This is a genomic window from Rhodococcus sp. 06-418-5, assembly GCF_002258285.1.
Taxonomy (GTDB): Bacteria; Actinomycetota; Actinomycetes; order Mycobacteriales; family Mycobacteriaceae; genus Rhodococcoides.
This window is the reverse complement of sequence record NZ_NOYE01000008.1, coordinates 194,710-217,729: the sequence shown is the minus strand read 5'-3', so window position 1 is coordinate 217,729 and position 23,020 is coordinate 194,710. Positions and strand designations below refer to the sequence as shown.

At 65.4% G+C, this 23,020-nt stretch carries 23 protein-coding genes; 14 read left to right on the top strand and 9 right to left on the bottom strand.

Translation table 11 applies throughout. The features are described from left to right. Both CH274_RS02790 and CH274_RS02785 read right to left on the bottom strand, forming a co-directional pair. Positions 1-771 carry an LLM class F420-dependent oxidoreductase gene (locus tag CH274_RS02790; protein WP_179275491.1) on the bottom strand — a complete coding sequence of 257 codons (771 nt, stop codon included), beginning with the start codon at positions 769-771 and terminating at the stop codon, positions 1-3. Positions 772-817: 46 nt separating this feature from the next. Further along, complete coding sequence (locus CH274_RS02785; protein WP_094656673.1) at positions 818-1,327, bottom strand: TIGR04338 family metallohydrolase; 510 nt, start codon at positions 1,325-1,327, stop codon at positions 818-820. 98 nt (positions 1,328-1,425) lie between these two features. On the opposite strand from CH274_RS02785, the gene CH274_RS02780 reads away from it, so the two are divergent. From CH274_RS02780 to CH274_RS02760, 5 genes are read left to right on the top strand one after another with little or no spacing between them, the layout of a single operon-like run. Then, entirely contained in the window at positions 1,426-2,151 is a 726-nt protein-coding gene (locus tag CH274_RS02780; RefSeq protein WP_094656672.1) for an ATP-binding cassette domain-containing protein, read from the top strand. Beyond that, the gene (locus CH274_RS02775; protein ID WP_094656671.1) at positions 2,148-2,915 is read left to right on the top strand and encodes an ABC transporter ATP-binding protein; all 768 of its coding nucleotides are present in this window, start codon (positions 2,148-2,150) and stop codon (positions 2,913-2,915) included. Before CH274_RS02780 ends, CH274_RS02775 begins: the two co-directional genes overlap by 4 nt. Then, on the top strand, positions 2,912-4,390 hold the full coding sequence (locus CH274_RS02770) for an ABC transporter substrate-binding protein (protein WP_256993459.1): 1,479 nt from the start codon (positions 2,912-2,914) through the stop codon (positions 4,388-4,390). Before CH274_RS02775 ends, CH274_RS02770 begins: the two co-directional genes overlap by 4 nt. A gap of 3 nt (positions 4,391-4,393) precedes the next feature. Next, the gene (locus CH274_RS02765) at positions 4,394-6,145 is read left to right on the top strand and encodes an ABC transporter permease subunit (protein WP_218829189.1); all 1,752 of its coding nucleotides are present in this window, start codon (positions 4,394-4,396) and stop codon (positions 6,143-6,145) included. Then, positions 6,142-7,407 carry an MDR family MFS transporter gene (locus CH274_RS02760; RefSeq protein ID WP_094656669.1) on the top strand — a complete coding sequence of 422 codons (1,266 nt, stop codon included), beginning with the start codon at positions 6,142-6,144 and terminating at the stop codon, positions 7,405-7,407. Before CH274_RS02765 ends, CH274_RS02760 begins: the two co-directional genes overlap by 4 nt. Positions 7,408-7,863: 456 nt before the next feature. Here the strand turns inward: CH274_RS02760 and CH274_RS02755 are convergent, their stop codons facing one another. Beyond that, the gene (locus CH274_RS02755; protein WP_094656668.1) at positions 7,864-8,682 is read right to left on the bottom strand and encodes a DUF2786 domain-containing protein; all 819 of its coding nucleotides are present in this window, start codon (positions 8,680-8,682) and stop codon (positions 7,864-7,866) included. A 189-nt stretch (positions 8,683-8,871) separates the two neighbouring features. Between CH274_RS02755 and CH274_RS02750 the strand changes: the two genes are divergently transcribed. From CH274_RS02750 to CH274_RS29055, 4 genes are read left to right on the top strand one after another with little or no spacing between them, the layout of a single operon-like run. After that, positions 8,872-10,152, top strand: a complete 1,281-nt coding sequence (locus CH274_RS02750; protein ID WP_032396943.1) for an ABC transporter substrate-binding protein — start codon at positions 8,872-8,874, stop codon at positions 10,150-10,152. A 14-nt stretch (positions 10,153-10,166) separates the two neighbouring features. Continuing rightward, positions 10,167-11,213, top strand: coding sequence for a carbohydrate ABC transporter permease (locus CH274_RS02745; RefSeq protein ID WP_179275619.1), 1,047 nt, complete (start codon positions 10,167-10,169; stop codon positions 11,211-11,213). Further along, complete coding sequence (locus tag CH274_RS02740; RefSeq protein ID WP_094646227.1) at positions 11,210-12,031, top strand: carbohydrate ABC transporter permease; 822 nt, start codon at positions 11,210-11,212, stop codon at positions 12,029-12,031. The genes CH274_RS02745 and CH274_RS02740 overlap by 4 nt, the downstream gene beginning before the upstream one ends. Next, entirely contained in the window at positions 12,028-12,201 is a 174-nt protein-coding gene (locus CH274_RS29055; protein WP_176459187.1) for a hypothetical protein, read from the top strand. The genes CH274_RS02740 and CH274_RS29055 overlap by 4 nt, the downstream gene beginning before the upstream one ends. Here CH274_RS29055 and CH274_RS02735 read toward each other — a convergent pair. After that, on the bottom strand, positions 12,185-13,069 hold the full coding sequence (locus CH274_RS02735) for a LysR family transcriptional regulator (RefSeq protein ID WP_094656667.1): 885 nt from the start codon (positions 13,067-13,069) through the stop codon (positions 12,185-12,187). The two genes, CH274_RS29055 and CH274_RS02735, sit on opposite strands and share 17 nt — an antisense overlap. Further along, positions 13,060-13,479, bottom strand: a complete 420-nt coding sequence (locus CH274_RS02730) for an MmcQ/YjbR family DNA-binding protein (protein ID WP_373453902.1) — start codon at positions 13,477-13,479, stop codon at positions 13,060-13,062. Before CH274_RS02730 ends, CH274_RS02735 begins: the two co-directional genes overlap by 10 nt. 108 nt (positions 13,480-13,587) lie before the next feature. On the opposite strand from CH274_RS02730, the gene CH274_RS02725 reads away from it, so the two are divergent. Next, entirely contained in the window at positions 13,588-13,938 is a 351-nt protein-coding gene (locus tag CH274_RS02725; RefSeq protein ID WP_094646224.1) for a nuclear transport factor 2 family protein, read from the top strand. A gap of 103 nt (positions 13,939-14,041) precedes the next feature. Here CH274_RS02725 and CH274_RS02720 read toward each other — a convergent pair whose 3' ends face one another. Together CH274_RS02720 and CH274_RS02715 are read right to left on the bottom strand one after the other, a co-directional pair. Beyond that, positions 14,042-15,124, bottom strand: a complete 1,083-nt coding sequence (locus CH274_RS02720) for an inositol-3-phosphate synthase (protein ID WP_032396939.1) — start codon at positions 15,122-15,124, stop codon at positions 14,042-14,044. After that, complete coding sequence (locus tag CH274_RS02715) at positions 15,117-15,707, bottom strand: PadR family transcriptional regulator (RefSeq protein ID WP_032396938.1); 591 nt, start codon at positions 15,705-15,707, stop codon at positions 15,117-15,119. The genes CH274_RS02720 and CH274_RS02715 overlap by 8 nt, the downstream gene beginning before the upstream one ends. A gap of 121 nt (positions 15,708-15,828) precedes the next feature. Here CH274_RS02715 and CH274_RS02710 point away from each other — a divergent pair, with 121 nt between their 5' ends. Continuing rightward, the gene (locus CH274_RS02710) at positions 15,829-16,236 is read left to right on the top strand and encodes a hypothetical protein (protein WP_094656666.1); all 408 of its coding nucleotides are present in this window, start codon (positions 15,829-15,831) and stop codon (positions 16,234-16,236) included. A 34-nt stretch (positions 16,237-16,270) separates the two neighbouring features. Here CH274_RS02710 and CH274_RS02705 read toward each other — a convergent pair whose 3' ends face one another. Then, the gene (locus CH274_RS02705; protein WP_094656665.1) at positions 16,271-16,801 is read right to left on the bottom strand and encodes a GNAT family N-acetyltransferase; all 531 of its coding nucleotides are present in this window, start codon (positions 16,799-16,801) and stop codon (positions 16,271-16,273) included. A gap of 189 nt (positions 16,802-16,990) precedes the next feature. Here CH274_RS02705 and CH274_RS02700 point away from each other — a divergent pair, with 189 nt between their 5' ends. The 3 genes from CH274_RS02700 to CH274_RS02685 all read left to right on the top strand — a co-directional run bounded on the left by CH274_RS02700 (position 16,991) and on the right by CH274_RS02685 (position 21,786). Next, on the top strand, positions 16,991-17,422 hold the full coding sequence (locus tag CH274_RS02700) for a DUF5318 domain-containing protein (protein WP_179273674.1): 432 nt from the start codon (positions 16,991-16,993) through the stop codon (positions 17,420-17,422). A gap of 678 nt (positions 17,423-18,100) precedes the next feature. Continuing rightward, the gene (locus CH274_RS02690) at positions 18,101-20,209 is read left to right on the top strand and encodes a transglycosylase domain-containing protein (RefSeq protein ID WP_032397335.1); all 2,109 of its coding nucleotides are present in this window, start codon (positions 18,101-18,103) and stop codon (positions 20,207-20,209) included. Positions 20,210-20,322: 113 nt separating this feature from the next. Next, positions 20,323-21,786 (top strand): glycosyltransferase family 87 protein, encoded by a 1,464-nt coding sequence (locus CH274_RS02685; RefSeq protein WP_045200639.1) that lies wholly within the window; start codon positions 20,323-20,325, stop codon positions 21,784-21,786. On the opposite strand, the gene CH274_RS02680 is transcribed toward CH274_RS02685, so the two are convergent. Beyond that, positions 21,761-22,984, bottom strand: coding sequence for a TerD family protein (locus CH274_RS02680; protein ID WP_256993458.1), 1,224 nt, complete (start codon positions 22,982-22,984; stop codon positions 21,761-21,763). The two genes, CH274_RS02685 and CH274_RS02680, sit on opposite strands and share 26 nt — an antisense overlap. Between the last annotated feature and the right edge of the window lie 36 nt (positions 22,985-23,020).

The window sequence follows — 23,020 nt, the reverse complement described above, 5'->3', positions numbered from 1 at the left end:
CTACCGGTGCGCGTCCCGCCACGCGATGGCTTCGCCCAGTTCCGTGAGGTCGTATTCGGGGCCTCCGGTACCCACGGTGAACAGGGTGGCTCCGGCGTCGACGAAGTCCTGAGCGGTGTCCGCGCCCGGCCACGAGACCGATCGAGTGATGCCCGAGACGTCGCGCCCGACGGTGGTGCCGTGCTCGGCGAGGATCTCGGACTTGCGCTTCAACGCCTCGAGGTCGGCGAAGCTGTGCCAGATGTGCGCGTACTCGGCGACCATCTTCAGGGTCTTCTTCTCACCACCACCGCCGATGAGAATCGGAATGTCGCGGGTGGGAGCCGGGTTTCCGACGTCGAGTCGGTGTCGGATTCTGGCCAGGCTCTCCTTCAGCAAGGCCAGACGCGAACCGGCCGTGCCGAATTCGTAGCCGAAGTTGTCGTAGTCCTTCTCGTTCCACCCGGCGCCGATGCCGAGAATCAGCCGGCCGCCGCTGATGTGGTCGACGGTGCGCGCCATGTCGGCCAACAGGTCCGGATTGCGGTAGCCGCCGCCGGTGACGAGCGCGCCGATCTCGACGTTCGACGTCTGCTCGGCCCAGGCACCGAGCATCGTCCAGCACTCGAAGTGCGCGCCGTCGAGGTCGCCGTACAGCGGATAGAAGTGATCCCAGTTGAAGACGATGTCGACGCCCGCATCCTCCGATCGCAACACCGCGTCGCGGATCAACTGATAGTCGGGAGCGTGCTGGGGCTGAAGCTGAACACCGATCTTGACGGTCATGTACATCTCCTCGTCGTGTGGGCTGCGTCTCCCATGATGCACCCGAATGCGATCAGCCGATGCGGACGCCGCTCTCGGCCATCATCGCGCGCAGTACGAACCCGGCCTCGGAGCCGACGATCTCGCCGACGAGGGTGATGTAGCGGTCGACGAATGCGCCGCCGTGTTGCTGCTCGTTCTCCTCAGCGAAATGGTGCGCGAGCTCGTGCAACACCACCAGCTCCCGCAGCGCCCAGGCCCTGTTGCCCCGATGCAGGGGCACGGCAATGGTGGCGGTGTCCGATTCGTAATGCGCCGCAGCCGAACCCGAACGGGCCCGGACGGTGATCACAAGACCGGCCTCGGGCCAGGTGGCGGCGACCCAATCCAGCCCGAGCACCGCATCGACGTACGCCTGCACCGACTCGATGGAGGCGAATTTGCGCTCGATCGGCAGCGTGATCTGTGAACCCATCACCTCCACCATGCGAAGACCTCGCTCCTCGGCGCGATCGAACATGGTGCGGACCAGTTGCTCGGCGTCGTAGACGGCCGCTCGCTGCGCGTCCCTCGCCCTGCTCATCGGATCAGCCTAATTTGTGTCGCCTTCCCGATTCGCCTACAGTCCTCTATCGACAACGATTGTCGCATTCATAAACACCTTCAAGCCCAGGAGAAACCGTGCTCGCCGTCGATGACCTCTGCATCGACGCCGGACACTCGCGCATCGTCCGGCACGTGTCCTTCGAGATCCCCGCCGGTCGACGCCTCGGCCTTCTGGGTGCGTCGGGATCGGGAAAGTCGATGATCGCTTCGGCGTTGGTCGGAGCGCTGCCGCCGGGCATCACCTGCAGCGGCAGCATTCTCGTCGACGGCCACGACGTCACCGGGGTTCCGACGCCCCGGCGACCGCGCACCGCCCGTCCGGCGATGGTGTTCCAGGATTCGGCCACCGCGCTGAACCCGATGGTCACCGTCGGCAGGCAACTCCGCGCGCGCGACGCCTCCGCGCTGCTCGAGCGTGTGGGTCTGCGCGACACCGAACGCATCCTGGCCGCGCACCCGCTCGAGCTGTCCGGTGGTCAGCGTCAACGCGTCTGTATCGCAGTCGCATTGGCGCGCGAGAGCCCGCTGGTGATCGCGGACGAACCGACGACGGCCCTCGATGTGGTCAGCCAGGCGCGGGTACTCGACGCTCTTCGTGAGGTGGCCTCGCTGCTGCTGATCACGCACGACATCGCCGTCGCCGCACAGCTGTGCGATCACCTGATGGTTCTCGACTCGGGACGCATCGTCGAATCAGGTTCCACGGCAGAGATTCTCGACAGTCCCAGGTCCGATCTCGTGGTGCGCATGCTCGATCGAGCTCGCGCCGCCGATCCGTTTCGTCAGCTGGTAGCGCGATGACTGCGGGATTGGCGGCGACGAACATCACGCGCACCTACGTTCGGCACGGATCGTCTCGTACCGCGCTGGACGCTGTCTCGCTTTCGCTACCGCCTGCCGGTCGCGTCGCCGTTGTCGGCGAATCCGGTTCGGGGAAAACCACTGTGCTGCGCATGCTGCTGGCACTGGACTCCCCTGATGCGGGCACCGTGGAACTGGAGGGGCGCAACGTCCGTCCGGGTTCCGCGAGATCGCTGCGGTGGTTTCGCCGATTGGTGCAGTACGTACCCCAGGACCCCGCCACCAGTCTCGACCCACGCCGCAGTGTCCTGGATCTGGTGGCTACGCCGCTGCGACTGCTCGGCATCGACGGCGATCATCGAGCCAAGGCAGGTGCCGCACTCGCTGCCGTCGGGCTGGACCAGCGTTATCTGCAGCGCCGCCCGACGGAACTGTCCGGTGGCCAGAATCAACGCGTCGCCATTGCGCGTGCGGTGGCATGCGAACCGCGGTACCTGCTGGCGGACGAGCCGGTCAGCGGACTGGACCCCGAACTGCGTGAGCAGGTCCTCTCAGTGCTGGCCGGCCTACCGAGCGCCCTGCTGATCGTGAGCCACGACCTGTCTGCGGTCGTACGACTCTGCCGCGAGGTATCGGTGATGCACGACGGCCGGATCGTCGAAACCGGCAGTGTACGAGACCTTCTCACCGACCCACAGCACCCGTACACCCGAGACCTGATCGACGCCGTACCCCGGCTCGCACCACCACAGGAGATCCATTGACCACCAAAGCCTTCCGCCTCGGCACCCTGGCAGCGGTAGGAACCCTCACGCTGACCGGCTGCTTTTCTTCGGCCCCTTCCGACGGCACCACGGACAGGGCCCGCGTTGCAATGCTGCAGCCGCCACGCTCGGGGCTCTCGCAGTTCAGCGACGATGCCTTCAAACTCTCGCGCTGGTCCACCGCCGAAACCCTGGTCACGCTCGATGATCTCGGTGACGCGCAGCCGGCTCTGGCCACCGCCTGGAACCGCGTCGACGAGCGCACCTGGAGTTTCGACCTCCGACCCGACGTGAGGTTCCACAACGGTGCGCCGCTCGACTCCGCCGCCGTCGTCACCGCACTGACCGCTGCCACCACCGCCGCGCCGAAACCGCGCATCCTCGACGGCGTCGAGCTGACGGTGACCGCCACCGACGACGATTCGGTGGAGGTGACCACCGAGGACGTCGATCCACTGGTGCCGCAACGACTCTCGAGCCCTCAGCTCGCCATCCTGGCACCCGCGGCGTACTCCGCAGGCGGCAGCGACCCCGTCGGAACCGGCACCGGACCGTTCGTGTTGACCGCTGTGAACGGCACATCCAGTGCCACGCTGGATCGCAACGAGAACTACTGGGGTGAGACCGCGACGCTCGCCGGCATCGACGTCGACTTCGTGCCCGACGGTACGGCCCGCGCAGCGGCGCTCCGCAACGGCACCGCCGATGTGGTGGAGGCGATTCCGGTATCGCAGGCCGCCAACATCGACCCGTCGCTGGTGCACGAGGTTCCGATGCCGCGTACCAACACCCTGTACCTGAACACGTCGTCCGGCGTGTTCGCCGATCCGGCCATGCGCGCCGCCGCACGGGAGTCGGTGGACAAGGATCGTCTGGTCGAGCAGGTCTACGAGGGCCGCGCGGACGCCGCGAACGGGCTGCTCGGCCCCGCGCTGCCGTGGGCGGCGGGCCGTCCCGCCCGCACCGACACACCGGCGGGTGATGCCACCGACAAGAAGATCACGCTCGCCACGTTCACCGACCGTGCCGAACTTCCCGAGGTCGCCGTGCTGCTGCAGCAGGAACTCGAGGCGAAGGGCTTCGTCGTCGAGCAGGTGGTGCGCGAATACCAGTTCATCGAAACCGACGCGCTCAGTGGCGCATTCGACGCCTTCATTCTCTCCCGCGCCACCGTGCTCGATTCCGGTGACCCCGTGGCATACATGTTCTCCGACTTCGCTTGTGAGGGATCGTTCAACATCTCCCAGTTCTGCGACCTGCAGGTCGACGCGGCGTTGGCAGACGCCTCGGCCACCGAACCCGGAGACTACCGCCGCGCCGCGATCCTGGACGCCGAGAAGCTGATCCTGGAGAAGGATGCGGCCGTGCCGATGCTGCACGAACGCGTCATCCAGGGCGAATCCGAAGGCATCACCGGCGTCGCCCGCGATCCGAGGGAACGCACGCTCATCACCAACCAGACCGCCTTCGGGTAAGCAGTGAGAACAACCGCCTCGCGGCTGGTTGCCGTCGCCGGTGTCGTCCTCCTCGTCGGAATGCTGCCGTGGCTGTCCGATCGCGATCCGGCACTGAGCATTCTGCGGGCCCGCTCGGCCGAGCAGGAACCAACCCCCGAGGCCCTGGCAGCCATTCGCCGCGACCTCGGCCTCGATGCCGGACCGCTGCGAATGTTCTGGGACTGGCTCACCGGCATCGCGTCGGGCAATCCCGGAACATCCTGGAACACAGGTGAACCGGTGCTACCGGGGGCCCTCGATGCGCTGCTGGTGTCGCTGACCCTGATGGGGTTCGCGATGGTCGTCGCGATCGCAGCCGCCGCCCTCGTGGTCGTTCCCAGCGTTCGGGCCGGGCTCCGCGGTACACCGAGACGGACCGGGGGCGGCGTCGCGGCCGCACTCACGTCGATGCCGGAGTTTCTGCTCGCGTCGGTACTCGTCGTTCTCGGTGCCGTGTGGTTGTCGTTTCCGGCCTACGGCTGGAACGGTCCCGAGTACGCGGTGCTGCCCGCGCTCGCACTCGGTTTGCCTGCGGGCGGGCTGATCGGGCGACTGCTGGCCGACGCGATCGCCGTCACCTTCACCGAGGGATGGGTCATCACGTGGACGGTGGCAGGCTTCTCGCGGCCACAGATCGCCGGTGCGGTTCTGCGACGGGCCCTTCCCGGCCTCGCATCGCAGATCGGTCTGATCATGGTCGCGATGACCGGCGGGGCTGTGGCCGTCGAAAAGGTCTTCGCCATACCGGGATTGGGTCGCACCACCCTCGGCGATGCACAATCGCAGGATCTTCCCGCCCTGCAGATCGACATCCTGTTACTGCTGGCCGTCAGTGCCGTTCTGGGGATTTCCGCCGAACTGGCCCGACGGTTGCTGCTCGGTAGCGCACTGCACGAGAAGGCGATGCCCATCCCGTCCGGCGTCTTCCACCCGTCGCCGCGACGGTGGCTGGTGCCGATAGCTGCGGCGTCGGTCCTGCTGGTCATGGTGCTTGCCGGACTCCCCCGCGACGGCCAGGCGACGACGCGGGAGAAGTTCGCGGCTCCATCGCCGGCCCACCCGTTCGGAACTGACGCCTCGGGTCGAGATCTGTTGGCCCGTGTCGCCGACGGCGCACTGCGTTCCATCGGTCTCTCGCTTGCCGTGACGCTCGCGGCGCTGGTGGTCGGGGTGCTGATGGGACTGGTTCCGCGGGCCTCCCGTGGGCTGGTCGAGGTGACCAATGCGGCACCACCCGTCGTCACCGGCATTCTGATCGCAGCGATCTGGGGTCCGAGTGCAGGCGGGGCGGCCGTTGCCGTTCTCATCGTCACGTGGGCTCCGCTGGCCGCGCACACAGCCGCTCTCGTCGAGGAGACCCGCGCTCGGCCCTACATTTCCATCCTGCCGACGCTCGGGGCAGGCACTGCGCGAATCCTGTTCGGGTCCATCGTGCCCAGCGTCGTTCCGGTAGTGCTGCGACACGCCATGATTCGGCTCCCCGGTGTCGCCCTCGCTCTGGCCGCTCTCGGATTCCTCGGCCTCGGTCCGCAACCCCCCACTGCGGATTGGGGATTGATACTGTCCGACGGGGTCGCCGCCGTCGAGCGGGCACCGTGGGTCACTGCTGCTCCACTCGCGTCCTTGATCGCACTCGCCGTTCTCGCAGTCTCGCTCGCCGGTGCCACCTCGGGGCGGGTGCGCAAGACCGGTAGCGTCATCGAGAAAGTCGACGCAGGAGGACGCAGTACGTGAGCACGAGGACCGACGGATCTCCGACGCGGTGGCGGTGGTCGTTTCTGGTCGATCTGCGGCGAGCCACGCCTACCGTCCGCTTGCTCGTCCTGACTCAAATGACCTTCAACATCGGCTTTTTCATGGTGTTGCCGTATCTGTCGGTGCATCTGACGGCCGATCTCGGGCTCGGGGCCGCGCTCGTCGGTGTGGTCCTCGGGATCAGGACCTTCTCGCAACAGGGACTGTTCTTCGTCGGTGGCACCCTCGCCGATCGGTGGGGCATCAAGCCGGTCGTACTCGTCGGGTGTGTGTTGCGGGTGCTGGGATTCGTCGGTCTCGCCTTCGCCGATTCGCTGCCTGCTGTGCTGATCGCCACGGTGCTGGTGGGATTCGCAGCCGCATTGTTCTCCCCTGCAGTCGAATCCGCAGTGGCGATCGAAGCGGGCAAGAGCGAACGCGACGGCGGAGCCACGCGCGTCGAGAGCTTCGCGCTGATGTCGGTGTGCAGCCAGATCGGCTCCTTCACCGGCCCGCTCGTCGGATCGGTACTGTTGCTCGTCGATTTCAGGATCGCGTGCCTCGTGGCTGCGGCCATCTTCGTTCTGGTCATCGCCGCTCACGTGCGGTGGCTGCCGCGTGAGCGCGGCGAACATCGCGACGACCCATGGCTCTCGGGTTGGACCGACGTGGTGCGCAACCGGACCTTCGTGCTGTTCGCGGTGGCGATGAGCGCGCAGTTGGTGGCCTACAACCAGCTGTACCTGCTGTTGCCACTCGAGGTCGAACGCGCCTGGGACTCGCAGACCGTGCTGGGCTGGTTCTTCGCGATCTCGGCAGTTCTCGTGGTGGCGGCACAACTGCCCATCACCCGACGCGTCGCCGGGGTATCACCGCGAATCACGCTGCCGATCGGATTCGCCGTCATGGCAGCATCGTTCGCGCTCGTGGCGGTATTCAGTCCTCTGGAGTTGAAAGGCCTGCTCGGGCTGATCCCGGCTGCGCTCTTCGTCCTGCTGCTCGCGCTGGGGCAGATGATCGCCATGCCCCAAGCGCGAGATCTGGTGCCGCGCATGGCCGCCGAACGTCGACTCGGTTCATACTACGGTTTCATGGCCTCGCTCGGGGGCATCGGAGTGCTCATCGGATCGACCGCACTCGGCGTGGTGATCGACGCATCCCCCGCCACCGGTTGGGGCGCAGCCATCCCGTGGCTGGTCGCGGCCCTGTTCCCCATCGCCAGTGTCATCGGCCTGCGCGTGGTGCTCTCCCGCCTCGACTGACCCCGCCGCTCCGCCCGAGTTCCGCCGCGCGCCGCGCCCCCAGTCTCCCGCAAACGCGCGCGCGTTTGTCATCCGCGCGCAGATTCGCCCCCAATTTCCCGCCGCGCCCCCGGTTTCCCGCAAACGCGCGCGTTTGTCATCCGCGAGCAGATTCGCCCTCAATGCGACGCGAATCCGTGCGCACCTGGCGAATGCGCGCGCGTTTGCGCGAACGACCGGCGACCCGCGAGACCCGAAGCTCGGTGGCAGCGGGGCGGAAGCTGGGGACGCGCAGAACTCGACTGTGCTGCTGTACTCACCGAACATGGTTCGGTCGTAGCGGTTTCCGAACCGGTCGATACAGCCGCGGTGCTCCGATTGTTCGGTACGTCGATAGCCGAGATCGATGCGACCGTTACCGACACCACCGGACCGCCGGGCAAGGTACTGCTCGGTGCTTCACCGCGAACGCAGTGGTCAGCGTCCCAGCTGCCTGCTTGCTGCGTCTATTTCGGCATGACCGCCGATCTTTGCGTTTCGCCCCGCGCGGTCGCCGGCCTTTCGTGCGCCCTCGGAGTACCCGGCGTTCGCGCTCTGGCCGCGCCAGTGTCCCCGAGCAGTCGAGGTCTGCCGGTAGTAGTCCCGGAGCTCGATCTCCTTGTTGCGCAACACCAGTGCTGTGCCCGCGCCCTGTCGTTCTTGTTCGATGGCTTTGGCCTCGGTCTCCTTCTTCACGTCGCCGAGCCGTTGACCGATGCGCGACGCGAATGCGGTCTGGAAGTTCAGCCGAGCCGTCACCGCAGCGACCGGCACTTCCTCGCGTCGGGTGTAGCGTCGGCGATTCTTGATCTCGGTGACGGTGCGGATGGCCGTCTCCGACCGGTACGCGCCGGATTTGATGTACGCGTCCGATGCTCGCACCATCTGGATCAACAGTGAGGAATACAGCGCCTCGGTGGTCTCGATGTCGGAGTCGAAACCGTAGGCGAACACCTGCGTCGACGATCGAGACACATCGCACTGAACATCGTTGGCGTGCGCGATGGCCACGAACAGATGCACGTAGGTCTTGAGTCCACGCTTGCCCGGTTCTCCGATGGGGATGACCTTCTGGCTCGGCGTCGCCTGTCGCTCCCTGGACGCACTGTGCGAGCGCGCCACCGCCAGATCGACCGATGCCGACGTCGCCAAACGCTGAGCGGCCTCCATGAAGGCCTCGGCCTCGTGTGGGTTGTCGGTGGACTCGGCTTGGCGAAGCAGCCCACCGATCCGCGTCAGCATCTTGTCCGAACTCATGAGCGAGAGGCTACCGGCCCTCTCCGACACCCCCGGGTTGACCGATTCAGGAAGGCAAAAATGACCACTGCGCGGTGCGATGTGTGCCACAGTACCCATCGACATATGTGTCAGGGGGAGCATCACAGCGAGATTCTGCGTGCCCAACTCCGGGCACATACCACCGCGTAGAAGTAAGTGGAGAGAACAATGGCGTCTTTGATCACGAAGGTGGCAGTGGTTGCGACAGCAGCTACGCTGCTGACGCTCACCGGATGTTCGAGCGACAGCGGATCGAGCGGCGATTCGGGCGCTGCGTCCGAAAATGCCGACGGCCGTGGACCTATCACCTATGTAGAGGGACAGGACACCACCGAGACCGGTGTCGTCCAGCAGATCATCTCGGAGTGGAACGCCGCCAACCCCGATGAGCAGGTCACCTTCAAGGAACAGTCCGCCGACGCCGATCAGGCCCACGACGACTTCGTTCAACAGCTCCAGGCCCAGCAGAGCGACTACGACGTGATGGCACTCGACGTCGTCTGGACCGCCGAGTTCGCAGCCAAGGGCTGGCTCGTGCCGCTCGAGGGTGAATTCGCACTCGACAACGCAGGCGTTCTGCCCGCGACCGTCGCGAGCGCGACCTACAACGGCAAGCAGTACGCCGCACCGAAGAACACCAACGGCGGACTGCTCTACTACCGCAGTGATCTGCTCCCCGAGGCACCCACCACCTGGGCCGAGCTCACCGAGGATTGCCAGGTCGCGCGCGACAACAACATCGACTGCTACGCAGGGCAATTCGCCCCCTACGAGGGTCTGACGGCCAACGCGTCGGAGATCATCAACGCGCACGGCGGATCGATTGTCGGCGAAGACGGCAAGACCCCCACCGTCGACAGCCCGGAGGCCAAGGCCGGACTGCAGACCCTGGTCACCGCGTTCGAGACCGGCGTCATCCCGGCCCAGGACACCACATTCAAGGAGTCCGAGAGCCAGCAGGCGTTCCAGGACGGAAAGACACTGTTCCTGCGCAACTGGCCGTACGTTTACGGCACCGCCGCAGAGGAGGGTTCGGCTGTGGCCGGCAAGTACGCGGTCGCACCGCTTCCCGGGGTCACCGGCGTCGGCACGTCGACGCTCGGTGGATACAACGCCGCGATCAGCGCGTACTCCGAGAACAAGGCCACGGCTGCCGACTTCCTGCGCTTCATGCAGGGCGAGAAGGCGCAGCGCATCATCGCCGAGGGCGCTCTGCCGCCCGTGCTCTCGTCGCTGTACGACGATCCCGCACTGATCGCCGCGATGCCGTACCTTCCCGCATTGAAGGCATCCATCGAGAATGCCGTCCCGCGCCCTGTCACCCCGTTCTACCCGGCCGTCTCGAAGGCCGTGCAGGACAACGTGTCTGCCGCCATCAAGGGCGAGAAGAGCGTGGACCAGGCGATCACCGACATGCAGGCCGGTATCGAAACCGCCGGCGCCAACTGATTTCGGGAGAACCAATGGCTGTACCTGCTGGTGTGACCAGTGGGGCCGGCGCAACCACCGCGGCCGGGGGCTCGTCCCCCGGCCGCGGTCGGCATGTGCGGTCCAAGAACAAGCGCTTCGGCCTGACGCAGGGTCGGGCCTGGCTGCTGATCGCACCGACGATGGTGATCCTCGCGATCGTCATCGTCTACCCGGTGATCCGAGCCCTGGTGATGTCCTTCTCCAAGGACCCAGGTCTCGATCCCGCCACCGGTATGTTCGTCACCGGTGGATCTGCCGGCTTCGACAACTACACGCATTGGATTCTGCAGCAGTGCACCTCGGCCTCGGGCACGTCGGTGCCCTGCCCGCCGGGGACGCTCGGGTCTCAGTTCTGGGGCGCGGTCGGTAACACGGCGTTCTTCACCGTCGTGACGGTGTCCATCGAGGTCGTCATCGGCTTCGCGATGGCCGTGATCATGGGCAAGACCTTCGCCGGACGCGCCCTGCTCCGCGCCGCGATCCTGATCCCCTGGGCGATCCCGACGGCTGTCACCGCCAAGCTCTGGTACTTCATCTTCGCGTACGACGGCATCGCCAATCGCATTCTGGGAACGAACATTCTGTGGACCGGCGACGCCTGGCCCGCTCGTTTTGCAGTGATCATCGCCGACGTGTGGAAGACGACGCCGTTCATGGCGCTGTTGATTCTGGCCGGGCTGCAGATGATTCCCGCCGACGTCTACGAGGCTGCTCGCGTCGACGGGGCGTCGGCGTGGCAGCGGTTCACCAAGATCACACTGCCGCTGGTCAAGCCGGCGCTCATGGTGGCAATTCTGTTCCGCACGATGGACGCACTGCGCATGTACGATTTGCCGGCCATCCTCACCGAGGGCAACCCCGCCACGCGAACCATCTCCATCCTGGTGGTGGAGCAGATCCGGCAGGGGTTCAACAGCGCTGCGTCGCTGTCGACCATCTCGTTCGTCATGATCTTCATCGTGGCCTTCATCCTGGTGAAGTTTCTCGGTGCGAATGCCGTTGCCACCCAGGAGAATCAGCGCAAGGGGGCCGGGCGATGAAACAGGCCCGCATCTATATCGGTGTCGTCGTCATCCTCGTCTGGGGACTGGCACCGTTCTATTGGATGGTCGTCACCGCATTCCGCGACCCGCGTTACACCTTCGATACGACGCCGTGGCCGACGCACGTCACGTGGGAGAATTTCGAGAACGCGTTGTCGACGGCGAACGGCAACAATTTCCTGCGTGCGGTAGGGAACAGTCTGATCGTGGGCGGCGCGACCACGCTGATCGCGTTGGTCATCGGCGTCTTCACGGCATACGCGCTGTCCCGCATCGACTTCCGCTTCAAGTACGTGGTGACTGGCATCATCCTGGGTGCGTCGATGTTTCCCGTCGTCGCATTGGTGACCCCGCTGTTCCAATTCTTCACCAATATCGGGTGGATCGGCAGCTACCAGGCGATGGTCATCCCCAACATCTCGTTCGTGCTGCCGTTGACGATCTACACCTTGGCCGCGTTCTTCGCCGAATTGCCCTGGGAGCTCGAAGAAGCCGCGCGGATCGACGGTGCCGGGCGTTTCCAAGCATTCCGCCTGGTGATGCTCCCACTTGCCGCACCTGCCCTGTTCACCACCGCGATCCTCGCGTTCATCGCAGCCGTGAACGAGTACCTGCTGGCCAGTCAGCTCTCGAGTGACAGGACCGAACCGGTCACCGTGGCCATCGCGCGGTTCACCGGCAACGATCCGTTGGTGGTGCCGTATGCCGCGATCATGGCCGCGGGCACCATCGTGGCGATTCCACTGGTGATCATGGTGCTGCTGTTCCAGCGTCGCATCATCTCCGGACTGACGGCGGGCGGCGTCAAATCGTGACCGCTCAGGACCATCTTCAGTTGCTGGCGGGCATTCTGGGATTCTTCGCACTCGTGGCGCTGATCTTTGCGGTAGCCGGGATCATCGGGGGCAATCCCGGCGTGCTGCCGTCGGTGGCCCTGCTGGGTCTGTTGATCGCACTGTGGTTCTGCGTCAAAAAGATTCGTTGAAGCTGCGCGTTGCCACCGAAACCAATTCGGTCAGTGCCGCATTCGTCCTGGGCCGCCAGACCAGGGCCAGGAGTGCGGCGGTGTGCGAGTCCGTGAGCTCCACGGCAACGAGTGTGTCGTCGTAGGACGTCGTCATCGATGCGCTGAGGATCGCCACCCCCAGGCCGCGGGCAGCGAGGTCGGCCACGGCGTCGGGGGCGGTGGCCTGCAACGCGATCGTCGGCGCGAGTCCTACTCCGGCACAGTCCCGGTCGAAGACCGCACGGATTCCGGTGCCGGGAGGAAGGGCGATGATCGGGTGCTCGCACACCTGCGCCAACGTCGCCTCGCCCTGTGCTGCCAGAGGATGCTGCGGTGGAACGGCTGCGACGATACGTTCGTCGATCACCACCATCGATTCCAATCCGTCCGGGGCCCGAGCTGCAATTCCTACGAGTGCGATGTCGAGTTCTCCTGCGCGCACATCGGCCACCAGACGATCGGAATTACCCTCCTGCAGAGCAAGTTCGACGCCGGGGTGCGCCGAATGGAAGCGGGCCAACGCGTCGAACAGTTGTGGGACGGTGCAGGCGGTGACCATCCCGACGCGAAGCGAACCACGCAGGAGTCCGGCGATGTCGTCGACGGATTGTCTGACCGAGCCGGCGGCGGCCAGCGTCGCGCGGGCTTGTGTCAGCGCGGCCTGACCTGCGGTGGTCAATGTTGCTGTGCCACCGGATCTGTCGATCAATTCGGCACCGAGTTCGCGTTCGAGCGCGCGGATCTGTGCGCTGACGCCTGATTGGCTGATGTGCACTCTGGCTGCGGCGCGAGTGAAGTTCGCTTCCTCGGCCACTGCGACGAAGTACTCCAACTGTCTCAATTCCACTGCTGCACTCCCAGATTCGGGCCCTCACCGGCGTCGAGTCTGGCGATATTCCGCTTCGGGGCCGTGACGCGGTAGCTGCAGTCGATCAATTCGGCTGCCTCGGCCCAGACGTCGTCGTCGGCGTCGCTCAGGTCGAAGCCCACCCAGCCGGCCGGGCCGAGGTACGCGGGGTGGAAGTAGCGGGGTTCGAGTTCGCAGGCGCGCTGCTCCTCGGCACTCTCGCATTTGACCAGGATCGAGAGGTCGTATTGGTCGCCGCCTTTGACACCGCCGCCGAAGTAGACGAACACCGAGGCGGTGCGGAAGGTCGGCCGGCCATGGGAGATCTTCTCGGACACCTCGGGATAGGCGAACGCCATCGTGCGAACACGTTCGAGGACCGGATGCTTCGAAGTGGGGTCGATGGCCACGAGCACACGATAGCGCGCGAACTCCAGCTGCGGCTATGAGTAGAACTTCTGACGATCATCGCTATCAACTGTTGGACTTCTGGTCCGGTGCGTTCGAGACTCGTTGTCATGACGCGGACACCGAAAGAAGTTGCAGCAACCTACTTCGAGGCCTGGAAGGCGAAGGATTTCGACACGCTGGCGTCGATCCTGCACGAGGACGCGACGTTCCGGGGACCACTCGGCACAGCAGACAACGGTGCGGAATGTGTGGCCGGATTGAAAGGAATGTCGGAAATCGTCACCGATATCGACATCGCCCACGTCTTCGTGGACGGCCCGAACGTCCTGACGTGGTTCGACCTGCATACGTCCATCGCATCTCCGGCGAGCACCGCCAATTGGCAGCGAATCGAGAACGGAAAAATCATGGATATCAAGGTGACCTTCGATCCACGAGAAATCACCGCGGCCGGATAGACGAACGCCCGCTGGTACTCAATGTGACATTCAGTGGCCTTTTCGGGGGTCAATGTCACATCGAGTGGACCGGCGGGCGGAAGTTCGCGTCTAGCTGCGGGCCCTACGCGTCGATGATGAACGCTTCGAGTTGTTCGCGAGCGACGTCGTCGGCGAGTTGCTTCGGCGGGCTCTTCATCAGGTAGGCCGAAGCGGGGATGACGGGTCCACCGATGCCGCGGTCCTTGGCGATTTTCGCAGCGCGGACTGCGTCGATGATGACGCCTGCGGAGTTGGGCGAGTCCCACACTTCGAGCTTGTACTCGAGGCTCAGGGGAACGTCACCGAAGGCGCGGCCTTCGAGGCGGACGTAGGCCCACTTGCGGTCGTCGAGCCAGCCGACGTGGTCGGACGGTCCGATGTGGACGTCCTTGGCGTTGAATTCCTTCTGCAGGTTCGACGTGACGGCCTGGGTCTTGGAGATCTTCTTCGACTCGAGGCGGGTGCGCTCGAGCATGTTGAGGAAGTCCATGTTGCCGCCGACGTTGAGCTGCATGGTGCGGTCGAGCTGCACGCCGCGGTCTTCGAAGAGCTTCGCCATGACGCGGTGGGTGATGGTGGCACCGACCTGGCTCTTGATGTCGTCGCCGACGATGGGGACGCCTGCGTCCTCGAACTTCTTGGCCCAGACGGGATCGCTGGCGATGAAGACGGGCAGTGCGTTGACGAAGGCGACGCCTGCGTCGATGGCGGCCTGTGCGTAGAACTTGTCGGCTTCTTCGGATCCGACGGGGAGGTAGGACACGAGCACGTCCACCTTGGCGTCGCGCAGGGCCTGCGCTACGTCGACGGCGTCGCCGTCGGCCTCGGTGATGGTCTCGCGGTAGTACTTGCCGAGGCCGTCGAGCGTCGGTCCGCGCAGGACGTGGACGTCCTTCGGGGGTACGTCGGCGATCTTGATGGTGTTGTTCTCGCTGGAGAAGATGGCTTCGGAGAGGTCGAAGCCGACCTTCTTGGCGTCCACGTCGAACGCGGCGACGAATTCGACGTCGCGGACGTGGTACTTGCCGAACATGACGTGCATGAGGCCGGGGACGGTGGCGTTCTCGTCCGCGTCCTTGTAGTACTCGACACCCTGGACCAGGGATGAGGCGCAGTTGCCCACACCCACAATGGCCACGCGGATTGCGTTGTTGTTCTCACCCATGGTCGGGTTCTCCTTCTGTCTTGACTGTCCTGTTTGGTGCTGTGTGGGACGGTGCTGGGTTGGGGTCGGCCTGCTCGGCTGCGATGACTTCGTTGAGCCAGCGCACCTCGCGTTCGCTCGATTCGAGTCCGAGCTGGTGTAGCTGCCTGGTGTAGCGGTCGAGTGTCCCGTTCGCCTTGGCCACAGCGTCGCGGAGCCCTTCTCGGCGCTCCTCGACCTGGCGACGTCTGCCTTCGAGAATGCGGACTCGAGCTTCCGCGGGAGTCCGACTGAAGAAGGCAAGATGTACGCCGAAACCGTCGTCGGTGTAGTTCTGCGGTCCGGTGTCGGCCACCAGTTCGGCAAATCGTTCCCTGCCGAGCGGGGTGAGCTGATACACCCGTTTCGCTCGTCTCTTCACGAGCAAGTCGGGACCGGCGTCCTCGGCGATGAGTCCGTCGGTTTGAAGTCGACGGAGTGCCGGGTACAGCGATCCGTACGAAAACGCTCGAAAAGCTCCGAGCAGGCCGGTCAGCCGCTTGCGGAGCTCGTAACCGTGCATGGGTGATTCGAGAAGCAGTCCGAGAATTGCGAGCTCGAGCATGCAACTCCCCCTTCTCGAATCCAACGATCACATCATGGCGATGCGATTGACCGCACTATCGAAGAATGTATCGCGCCGATACATATTCTGACAACTCGGCCGTGAACGTATCCTGCGACTTATGACCCCGGTCGACGCGCTCGCCGCCGCTGCCGCCCTCCACCTGGGCTTTCAGTTGGTGGTGACCGCCGTCGTCTACCCGGCGTTGGCGGAGGTGCCGGACGACGACTGGCAGCGTGCCCATGACGCTCACACGCGGCGCATCACCCTCGTAGTCGGGCTGGTCTACGGACTACTCGCTGCTGCGTGTCTGTGGGTGTTGGTGTCCGGTTCGACCCACCCTGCTGCCCTGATCAGCGTTGCCGGCGCAGTGATCTCCGCGCTCGCGACTGCATTCGTGGCTGCTCCAGTCCATGGCGAACTAGGGCGTGCGGGACGCAACGGACACTTGATGAGTCGACTGCGATCAGCAGACCGCGTACGTCTCTGCGGTGCAGTGGTGTGTGCCCTGTTTGCTCTGTTGGCGTGACCGAGCGCGGGTGAACGTGGAGTGGCTTATCGGTTCAGTGAACCGGTGCGACCATCAGCACCGCGTCGACTCGGTACTCGCCCCACTGCTGCGCAGCCGTCCCGATTCGGTGCCAGCCTCGCCGGCGGTAGAAGCCGAGAGCGGCGCTACTCGGATCGACGAGCAGCACCGGTGCCCGTCCCTCGCTCCGTGCCGCATTCACTGCGTGTGCGAGCAACGCCGTTCCGCTGCCCGGCACGGAGCCGTCGGTCATCAACCGCGACACGACGGCGAGTCGATCGGCAGCCACCCCGGTTGCTCGCTGCCACTGCGCGCTCGCATCGTCCGCACCGGGATCCTGTTCCGGTGACGCCGTCGGATGCAGCGCTATGTGTCCGACGACGGTGCCCTCGTGCTCGGCGACCCAGGCTGCGAGTTCGTTGGGTGCGGCAAGCCAGTCGGCTCGCACCGCCGCTGCGCGCATGGGATAGCGCTGTGTTTCGTGCGTACGTTGCAGGATGGGTAGGAGGGTGCTCAGGTCGCCGTCCCGTCGGGGCCGCACGTGTATTCCCGATGTGGCGAACATGTGGGCGAGTGTAGGGACCGGACGGTGATGCCCACGGCGAGGATCGGCACAGTGTCCATGATCACCAACGACGGATCATCGCGTCGCAACAGGTGGAGCACTGTGTCTCGAGGCCGAAATGGGACCTGCTCGTCGCCGAGGCGGGGTTCGCAGGTCCGCATCGGAGGGGCCGCACGTACTCTGGTCCTCGTGCGACTTCAGCGACAGGTGGTGGACTACGCCCTTCAGCGTCGGTCGCTGCTGGCCGAGGTCTACTCCGGTAAGACGGGTGTCGCAGCGGTCTGTGATGCAGATCCGTACCTGCTGCGCGCTGCCAAGTTCCACGGGCGCGGCAGCGACGTGGTGTGCCCCATCTGCCGCAAGGAGCAGCTCACGCTGGTGTCCTGGGTGTTCGGCGAGAAGCTCGGGGCGCTGTCCGGGTCGGCGAGAACTGCGGACGAACTCGTCCGCCTCGCGGCGACCCAGGAGGAGTTCTCGGTCCATGTGGTCGAGGTGTGTAGGTCGTGCAGTTGGAACCACCTCGTCCAGTCCTATGTCCTCGGGGCCGTTCCCGCGCCCAAACAACCCCGTCGTCCGCGATCGGGTTCCCGACAACCGAACCGTCGAACAGCGAGTGAGTGACACAATCGCTCCGCTGATCCCATCCACCGAGAGTTCGACGCGGCCGCCGAAATTACTGGAGATTCGTACGTGAGTTCCCCCTACGACAACAACCCGGGTAGCAACGAACCGGGCCGTAGCGACTCCGGACGGCGTCCCGACGTGCCCGGGCCGCCGCGCGGCAGTCGACATTCCGATCCTCCCGGTCGTCGCCCGGTGCCTCCTCCCGGCCCGCGTCCGATGCCGCCGCAGGGTCGTCCCCCGATGCCCCCTGCCGGTCAGCGTCCGGTACCTCCTCCCGGGCAGCGTCCGATGCCGCCGCAGGGTCGTCCCCCGATGCCTCCTCCCGGCCAACGTCCTGGACCTCCTCCCGGGCAGCGACCCGGACCCCCTCCGGGCCAGCGACCGATGCCGCCGCAGAGCCGACCCTTTCAGGGCAGGCCGCCGGTCGATCCGGTCAGTGGACGTCCCGCAGGTGAGCGTCCTTACGGAGAACGTCGCTACGGAGAGCCGCCCATCGCGCCTCCTGTTCGGTCTGCTGCCCCGACGGCCGTCACTCGGTCCGGCTCCGTGCCACCGCCCTACGAACCGAACGATCCATCAGTTCTCTCCTCGGGTAGCGAACCGCCCGAGCCGCCCGAAAGAGGTCCCGCCGCGAAAACGAAGAAGAAGTCCAAGTGGCGGGTCGTTCGACGCACGATGTACGCGTTGATCGCCCTGGGTCTGATCGTGCCGATCCTGGCCTTCATGGTGGCGTACACCGTCGAGGACGTGCCGCGTCCCGGCGACATCAGGACCAACCAGGTCGCCACGATCTTCGCCGCGGACGGCGCGAGTGTGCTCGGCAAGGTGGTGCCGCCCGAGGGCAACCGCACCGACGTGACGATCGACCAGATTCCGGAGCATGTACGCAATGCCGTGCTCTCGGCCGAGGATCGCGATTTCTACTCCAATCCCGGATTCTCGGTGACCGGCTTCGGTCGAGCGCTCCGTGACAACGTGCTCGGACGCGACAGCGCAGGCGGCGGTTCGACCATCACCCAGCAGTACGTGAAGAACGCGTTGGTCGGAAACGATCGGACGCTGACCCGCAAGATGCGTGAGCTCGTCATCTCCTCGAAGATGGCGCGTCAGTGGTCGAAGGACGACATCCTCGCTGCGTATCTCAACACCATCTACTTCGGCCGTGGTGCGTACGGTATCGCTGCCGCGTCGACGGCGTACTTCGGTAAGTCCGTCGATCAGCTCTCCGTCGAGGAGGGTGCCGTCCTCGCGGCGGTCATTCAGCAGCCTTCCAATCTCGATCCCGAAACCAACCCCACCGGCGCGCAAGCTCGTTGGGACTACGTGCTCGACGGCATGGTCTCGCAGGGTCAGCTCGACGCGACCCAGCGGGCCGCGATGATGTTCCCAGTGGTGGTCCCTACGTCACAGGTGGACTCCGGTGACGCCGACGACGCCGGTCCGAACGGTCTGATCAAGGCCCAGGTGCTGCGCGAGCTGTCCGCTGCCGGGGTCAGTGAGCAGGACCTCAACACCGAGGGACTGCAGATCACGACGACCATCGATCCGAAAGCCCAGGCGGCTGCGGTCGATGCCGTGAACAGCAATCTCGAGAACGAACCGTCCGAGCTGCGCACGGCTTCGGTGTCGATCGATCCCCGTACCGGTGCGGTCCGCTCGTACTACGGCGGCGCGGACGGACGAGGATTCGACTTCGCGCAGTCCGGCTTGCAGACCGGGTCCTCGTTCAAGGTGTTCGGTCTGGCCGCTGCGCTGGATCAGGGCATTCCGCTCTCGAAGATGTACGACAGCTCGCCGCTCGACGTCAACGGCATCGAGATCAGCAACGTCGAGGGTGCCTCCTGTGGAACGTGCACCATCGCCGAAGCGCTCAAGCGGTCGCTCAACACGAGCTTCTATCGCATGATGCTCGGCATGGACAACGGTCCGCAGGCCATCGCGGACATGGCGCACAAGCTCGGCATCCCGCAGGAGATCGACGGCGTCGGACCCACCCTCACCGAGCCCGACAACGCAGGCCCCAACTACGGAGTCGTGCTCGGCCAGTACCAGTCTCGCGTCATCGACATGGCTTCGGCCTACGCGACCTTGGCTGCGTCGGGCGTTTATCACACCCCGCACTTCGTGCAGAAGGTCGTCACGGCCGACGGCACAGTCCTTCTCGACCGCGCTCCCGAAGCGGGCCAGCAGGTCGTCTCGGCCGCGGTCGCGGACAACGTGACCTCGGCGATGCGTCCGATCGCCGGCTACTCCAACGGTCACAACCTCGCCGGCGGTCGTCAGTCGGCGGCCAAGACCGGTACCGCTCAGCTCGGAGACACCGGGCAGAACAAGGACGCCTGGATGGTCGGTTACACGCCGTCACTGTCCACGGCCGTGTGGGTCGGCACCGAGCAGGGTCTGCCGCTCGAGAACAGTTACGGCGGACCGATCTACGGATCGGGCATACCGTCGGACATCTGGAAAGACACGATGGACGGCACGTTGGAGGGCACCTCGAACGAGACCTTCCCGACGCCGGAGGCCATCGCAGGTCAGGCCGGGGTGCCGCAGTACTCGGCACCGGCCCCGACGGCGACGGTGGCACCGTCGACAGCTCCGCCGCAGGTGACCTTGCCGATTCCGACGGAGATCTCGCCGCCGGTGGTCATCACTCCGCGGCAGGTCGAGATTCTGCCCGGCGTCACCATCCCGCTGCCAGGGCTGGCACCGGCGCAGCCCGCGGAACCCGAACCGGCGGCACCCGAACCCGCCGCGCCCGAACCAGTGGCACCCGGGCAGTAACGACTCCAGCGGTGACGACCGAACCCGAGCGCAAGGGTCGAGCAGTGGCCAGCCCCGGTCGGCTCGACCCCGCGAGCGCAGCAGACCGCGATCTGCCCAGTCGTACCGATCCGATGACCGAGGAACTGTCCTCGGTCATCGGCGGGCCGGTCGGCAAGCACGCGCTGATCGGTCGGCAGCGCTGGTTCACCGCACTACGGGTGATTCTGCTGCTGGCGGTGGTCTTCCTGTGCTTCGGTTGGTTCGCCAAGGCAGCCTGTATCCAGCAGGCACCGGTGGGACCGGGCGGCGAGCTCGGACTCGACTGGAGTGGCAGTCGTCAGTACGTGGCGATGTGCTATTCCGACACCGTGCCGCTCTACGGGGCGGAGCGACTCGATCAAGGTGCTTTCCCGTACAAGAAGTCCTGGGAAGAAACCAAGGCCGACGGGTCCAGTCAGATCAGGTACATGGAGTACCCGGTGCTCGCGGGGTTATACCAGTACGGCTCGATGGTCGTCGGAAAAGCCTGGAACTCACTGAGTTTCCTGCCGCAGGCGCTACCGGTCGTGGTCTACTTCAACGTGGTTGCCCTGGGATTGGCGGTCGCCTGGCTGGTCACCGTGTGGGCCACCGCGATAGCCGCCGGACGCCGCATCTGGGATGCCGCGCTCGTGGCGGCCTCGCCGCTGGTGATCGTGCACGGATTCACCAATTTCGACGCTCTCGCAACGGCTTTCGCTCTCACCGGATTGCTGGCGTGGGCCAAGAAACGGCCGGTTCTGGCCGGAGTTCTGATCGGTCTCGGCGGTGCCACCAAGCTCTATCCCCTGCTGTTCCTCGGACCCCTGCTGGTGCTGTGCTGGCGCACCGGAAAGATGCGCGAGTGGGGCATCACCGCCTGCGCGGCGCTCGGTGCCTGGCTGGCGGTCAATCTCCCTCTCGCGCTGCTGTATCCGTCGGGATGGTACGAATTCTTCCGGCTCAATTCCGAGCGCGGTGCCGACCCGGATTCGCTGTACAACGTCGTCACCTCGTTCACCGGCTGGACCGGTTTCGACGGCCCCCTCTACCCGGGCGACAAACCGTTGGTCCTCAACGCCGTGACACTGGTGTTGTTCGCCATCGTGTGCGCGCTGATCGCATACATCGGTACGACGGCACCGACGCGGCCGCGTCTCGCGCAACTGGTGTTCCTGGTGGTGGCCGGGTTCCTGCTCACCAACAAGGTATGGAGCCCGCAGTATTCGCTGTGGCTGGTTCCGTTGGCCGTGCTGGCGCTGCCGCATCGGCGAATTCTGTTGGCGTGGATGACGATCGACGCATTCGTCTGGTTCCCGCGGATGTACTACTACCTGGGTGTGGAGAACAAGGGCCTACCCGAACAGTGGTTCACCGCGACCGTCGTGGTGCGCGATGTCGCCGTGATCGGATTGTGCGCGTTGATCGTTCGGCAGATCTACCGACCGTCCGAAGACCTCATCAGAAACGGCAGCGCCGTCGACCCGCTCGGTGGCGTGCTCGACGGCGCTGCAGATCGGACCATCTCGGATCGGACCGGGGCCCGAAAGGTCACATATAGCGGCCGAGCTGTTTGACGGCTTCACCGGCGTGCTTGGCCTGGATGCCGTCGCCGATCGCCTGGAGCTTCCACTCACTGCCCTGGCGATACACCTTGGCCATCACCAGACCGGTGAACGGCATGCCGCCCTGCAGGGTGAAGCGGGCGAGTTCGGTGTTGGTGGTGTTGTCGACCAGACGGCAGAATGCGTTCGCCACCTGCTCGAACGTCTGACCGCGGTACGAGGTGACGGTGAAGACGATGCCGGTCACGTGCTTGGGTACCCGCGTCAGGTCGACCACGATCACCTCGTCATCGCCCTCGCCTTCGCCGGTGAGGTTGTCGCCCTGGTGCACGATCGAGCCGTCCTTGGCCTTGAGCTGCCCGTAGTAGACGACATCGTTGACGTTGCGGTCGGCGAGCATGATCGCTGACGCGTCCAGGTCGATGTTCGCGGCTCGGCCTCCGCCACCGAACAGTCCGCCCTTCTTCGGAGTGGTCACCGGATCCCAGCCGAGGCCCATGCGGATGACCGTCAGAGCCACCCCGCCGTCCTTGCGCAGGGTGACTTTCTGACCCTTGGTGAGGCTGACGGGCTTGGACTTGGTGAGGCTGACTTCCGGAGCCTCGGAACGGACCGGGGCGGCGGGTGGTGCGGGAGGCGCAGCAGGCGGCGGTGGAGTCGCGGGTGCGGGAGCAGGCGTCGGTGCGGGTGCGGGGGCGTCGTCCACGGACACACCGTGGTCGGTCACCAGTGCGGCGAAGCCACCTGCGTAACCCTGCCCGACGGCTCGCACCTTCCAACTTCCCTGACGTCGGTAGATCTCCAGTGCGATCACGATCGACTCCGAGCTCAAGCCGTCGATCGTGTACTCGTACAACACATTTCCGGCCGCGTCGCTCACTCGGGCGACGGGAGCGGCGGATCGACCGAAGTTGCTCGACGCGTCGTCGAGGGTGATGACAGCGCGGATCTGCTCGATGTCGGCGGGAACTGCGGCGAGCGATACGGCGAGCCGGGCCGGTCCGCCCTGGCCGGGCTCGAGGCGTACACCGGGGCCGGTGGGCTGGTTGAAAAACACGAAATCGGCGTCGGTGCGCACTTTTCCGGCGTCGGTGACCAGTAGCGCGGACAGGTCCGCGGGTACGGCCAGCGAGATGGAGACGACGACGTCACCGACGGTGAGTGGGCCGTTCTGACCCTTGGACAACGGTTGACCGGCCGGAGCAGACAATGTGATGGACTCTCTCTCGTAGTGCTGGTTACCGCC

Coding starts and splice junctions, on each gene's coding strand:
- CH274_RS02750 (WP_032396943.1), top strand. CDS start 8,872: ATGGCGTCTTTGATCACGAAGGTGGCAGTGGTTGCGACAGCAGCTACG.
- CH274_RS02755 (WP_094656668.1), bottom strand. CDS start 8,682: ATGAGTTCGGACAAGATGCTGACGCGGATCGGTGGGCTGCTTCGCCAA.
- CH274_RS02785 (WP_094656673.1), bottom strand. CDS start 1,327: ATGAGCAGGGCGAGGGACGCGCAGCGAGCGGCCGTCTACGACGCCGAG.
- CH274_RS02690 (WP_032397335.1), top strand. CDS start 18,101: ATGTACGCGTTGATCGCCCTGGGTCTGATCGTGCCGATCCTGGCCTTC.
- CH274_RS02715 (WP_032396938.1), bottom strand. CDS start 15,707: ATGCTCGAGCTCGCAATTCTCGGACTGCTTCTCGAATCACCCATGCAC.
- CH274_RS02790 (WP_179275491.1), bottom strand. CDS start 771: ATGTACATGACCGTCAAGATCGGTGTTCAGCTTCAGCCCCAGCACGCT.
- CH274_RS02710 (WP_094656666.1), top strand. CDS start 15,829: ATGACCCCGGTCGACGCGCTCGCCGCCGCTGCCGCCCTCCACCTGGGC.
- CH274_RS02685 (WP_045200639.1), top strand. CDS start 20,323: ATGACCGAGGAACTGTCCTCGGTCATCGGCGGGCCGGTCGGCAAGCAC.
- CH274_RS02745 (WP_179275619.1), top strand. CDS start 10,167: ATGGCTGTACCTGCTGGTGTGACCAGTGGGGCCGGCGCAACCACCGCG.
- CH274_RS02775 (WP_094656671.1), top strand. CDS start 2,148: ATGACTGCGGGATTGGCGGCGACGAACATCACGCGCACCTACGTTCGG.
- CH274_RS02725 (WP_094646224.1), top strand. CDS start 13,588: ATGACGCGGACACCGAAAGAAGTTGCAGCAACCTACTTCGAGGCCTGG.
- CH274_RS02740 (WP_094646227.1), top strand. CDS start 11,210: ATGAAACAGGCCCGCATCTATATCGGTGTCGTCGTCATCCTCGTCTGG.
- CH274_RS02720 (WP_032396939.1), bottom strand. CDS start 15,124: ATGGGTGAGAACAACAACGCAATCCGCGTGGCCATTGTGGGTGTGGGC.
- CH274_RS02705 (WP_094656665.1), bottom strand. CDS start 16,801: ATGTTCGCCACATCGGGAATACACGTGCGGCCCCGACGGGACGGCGAC.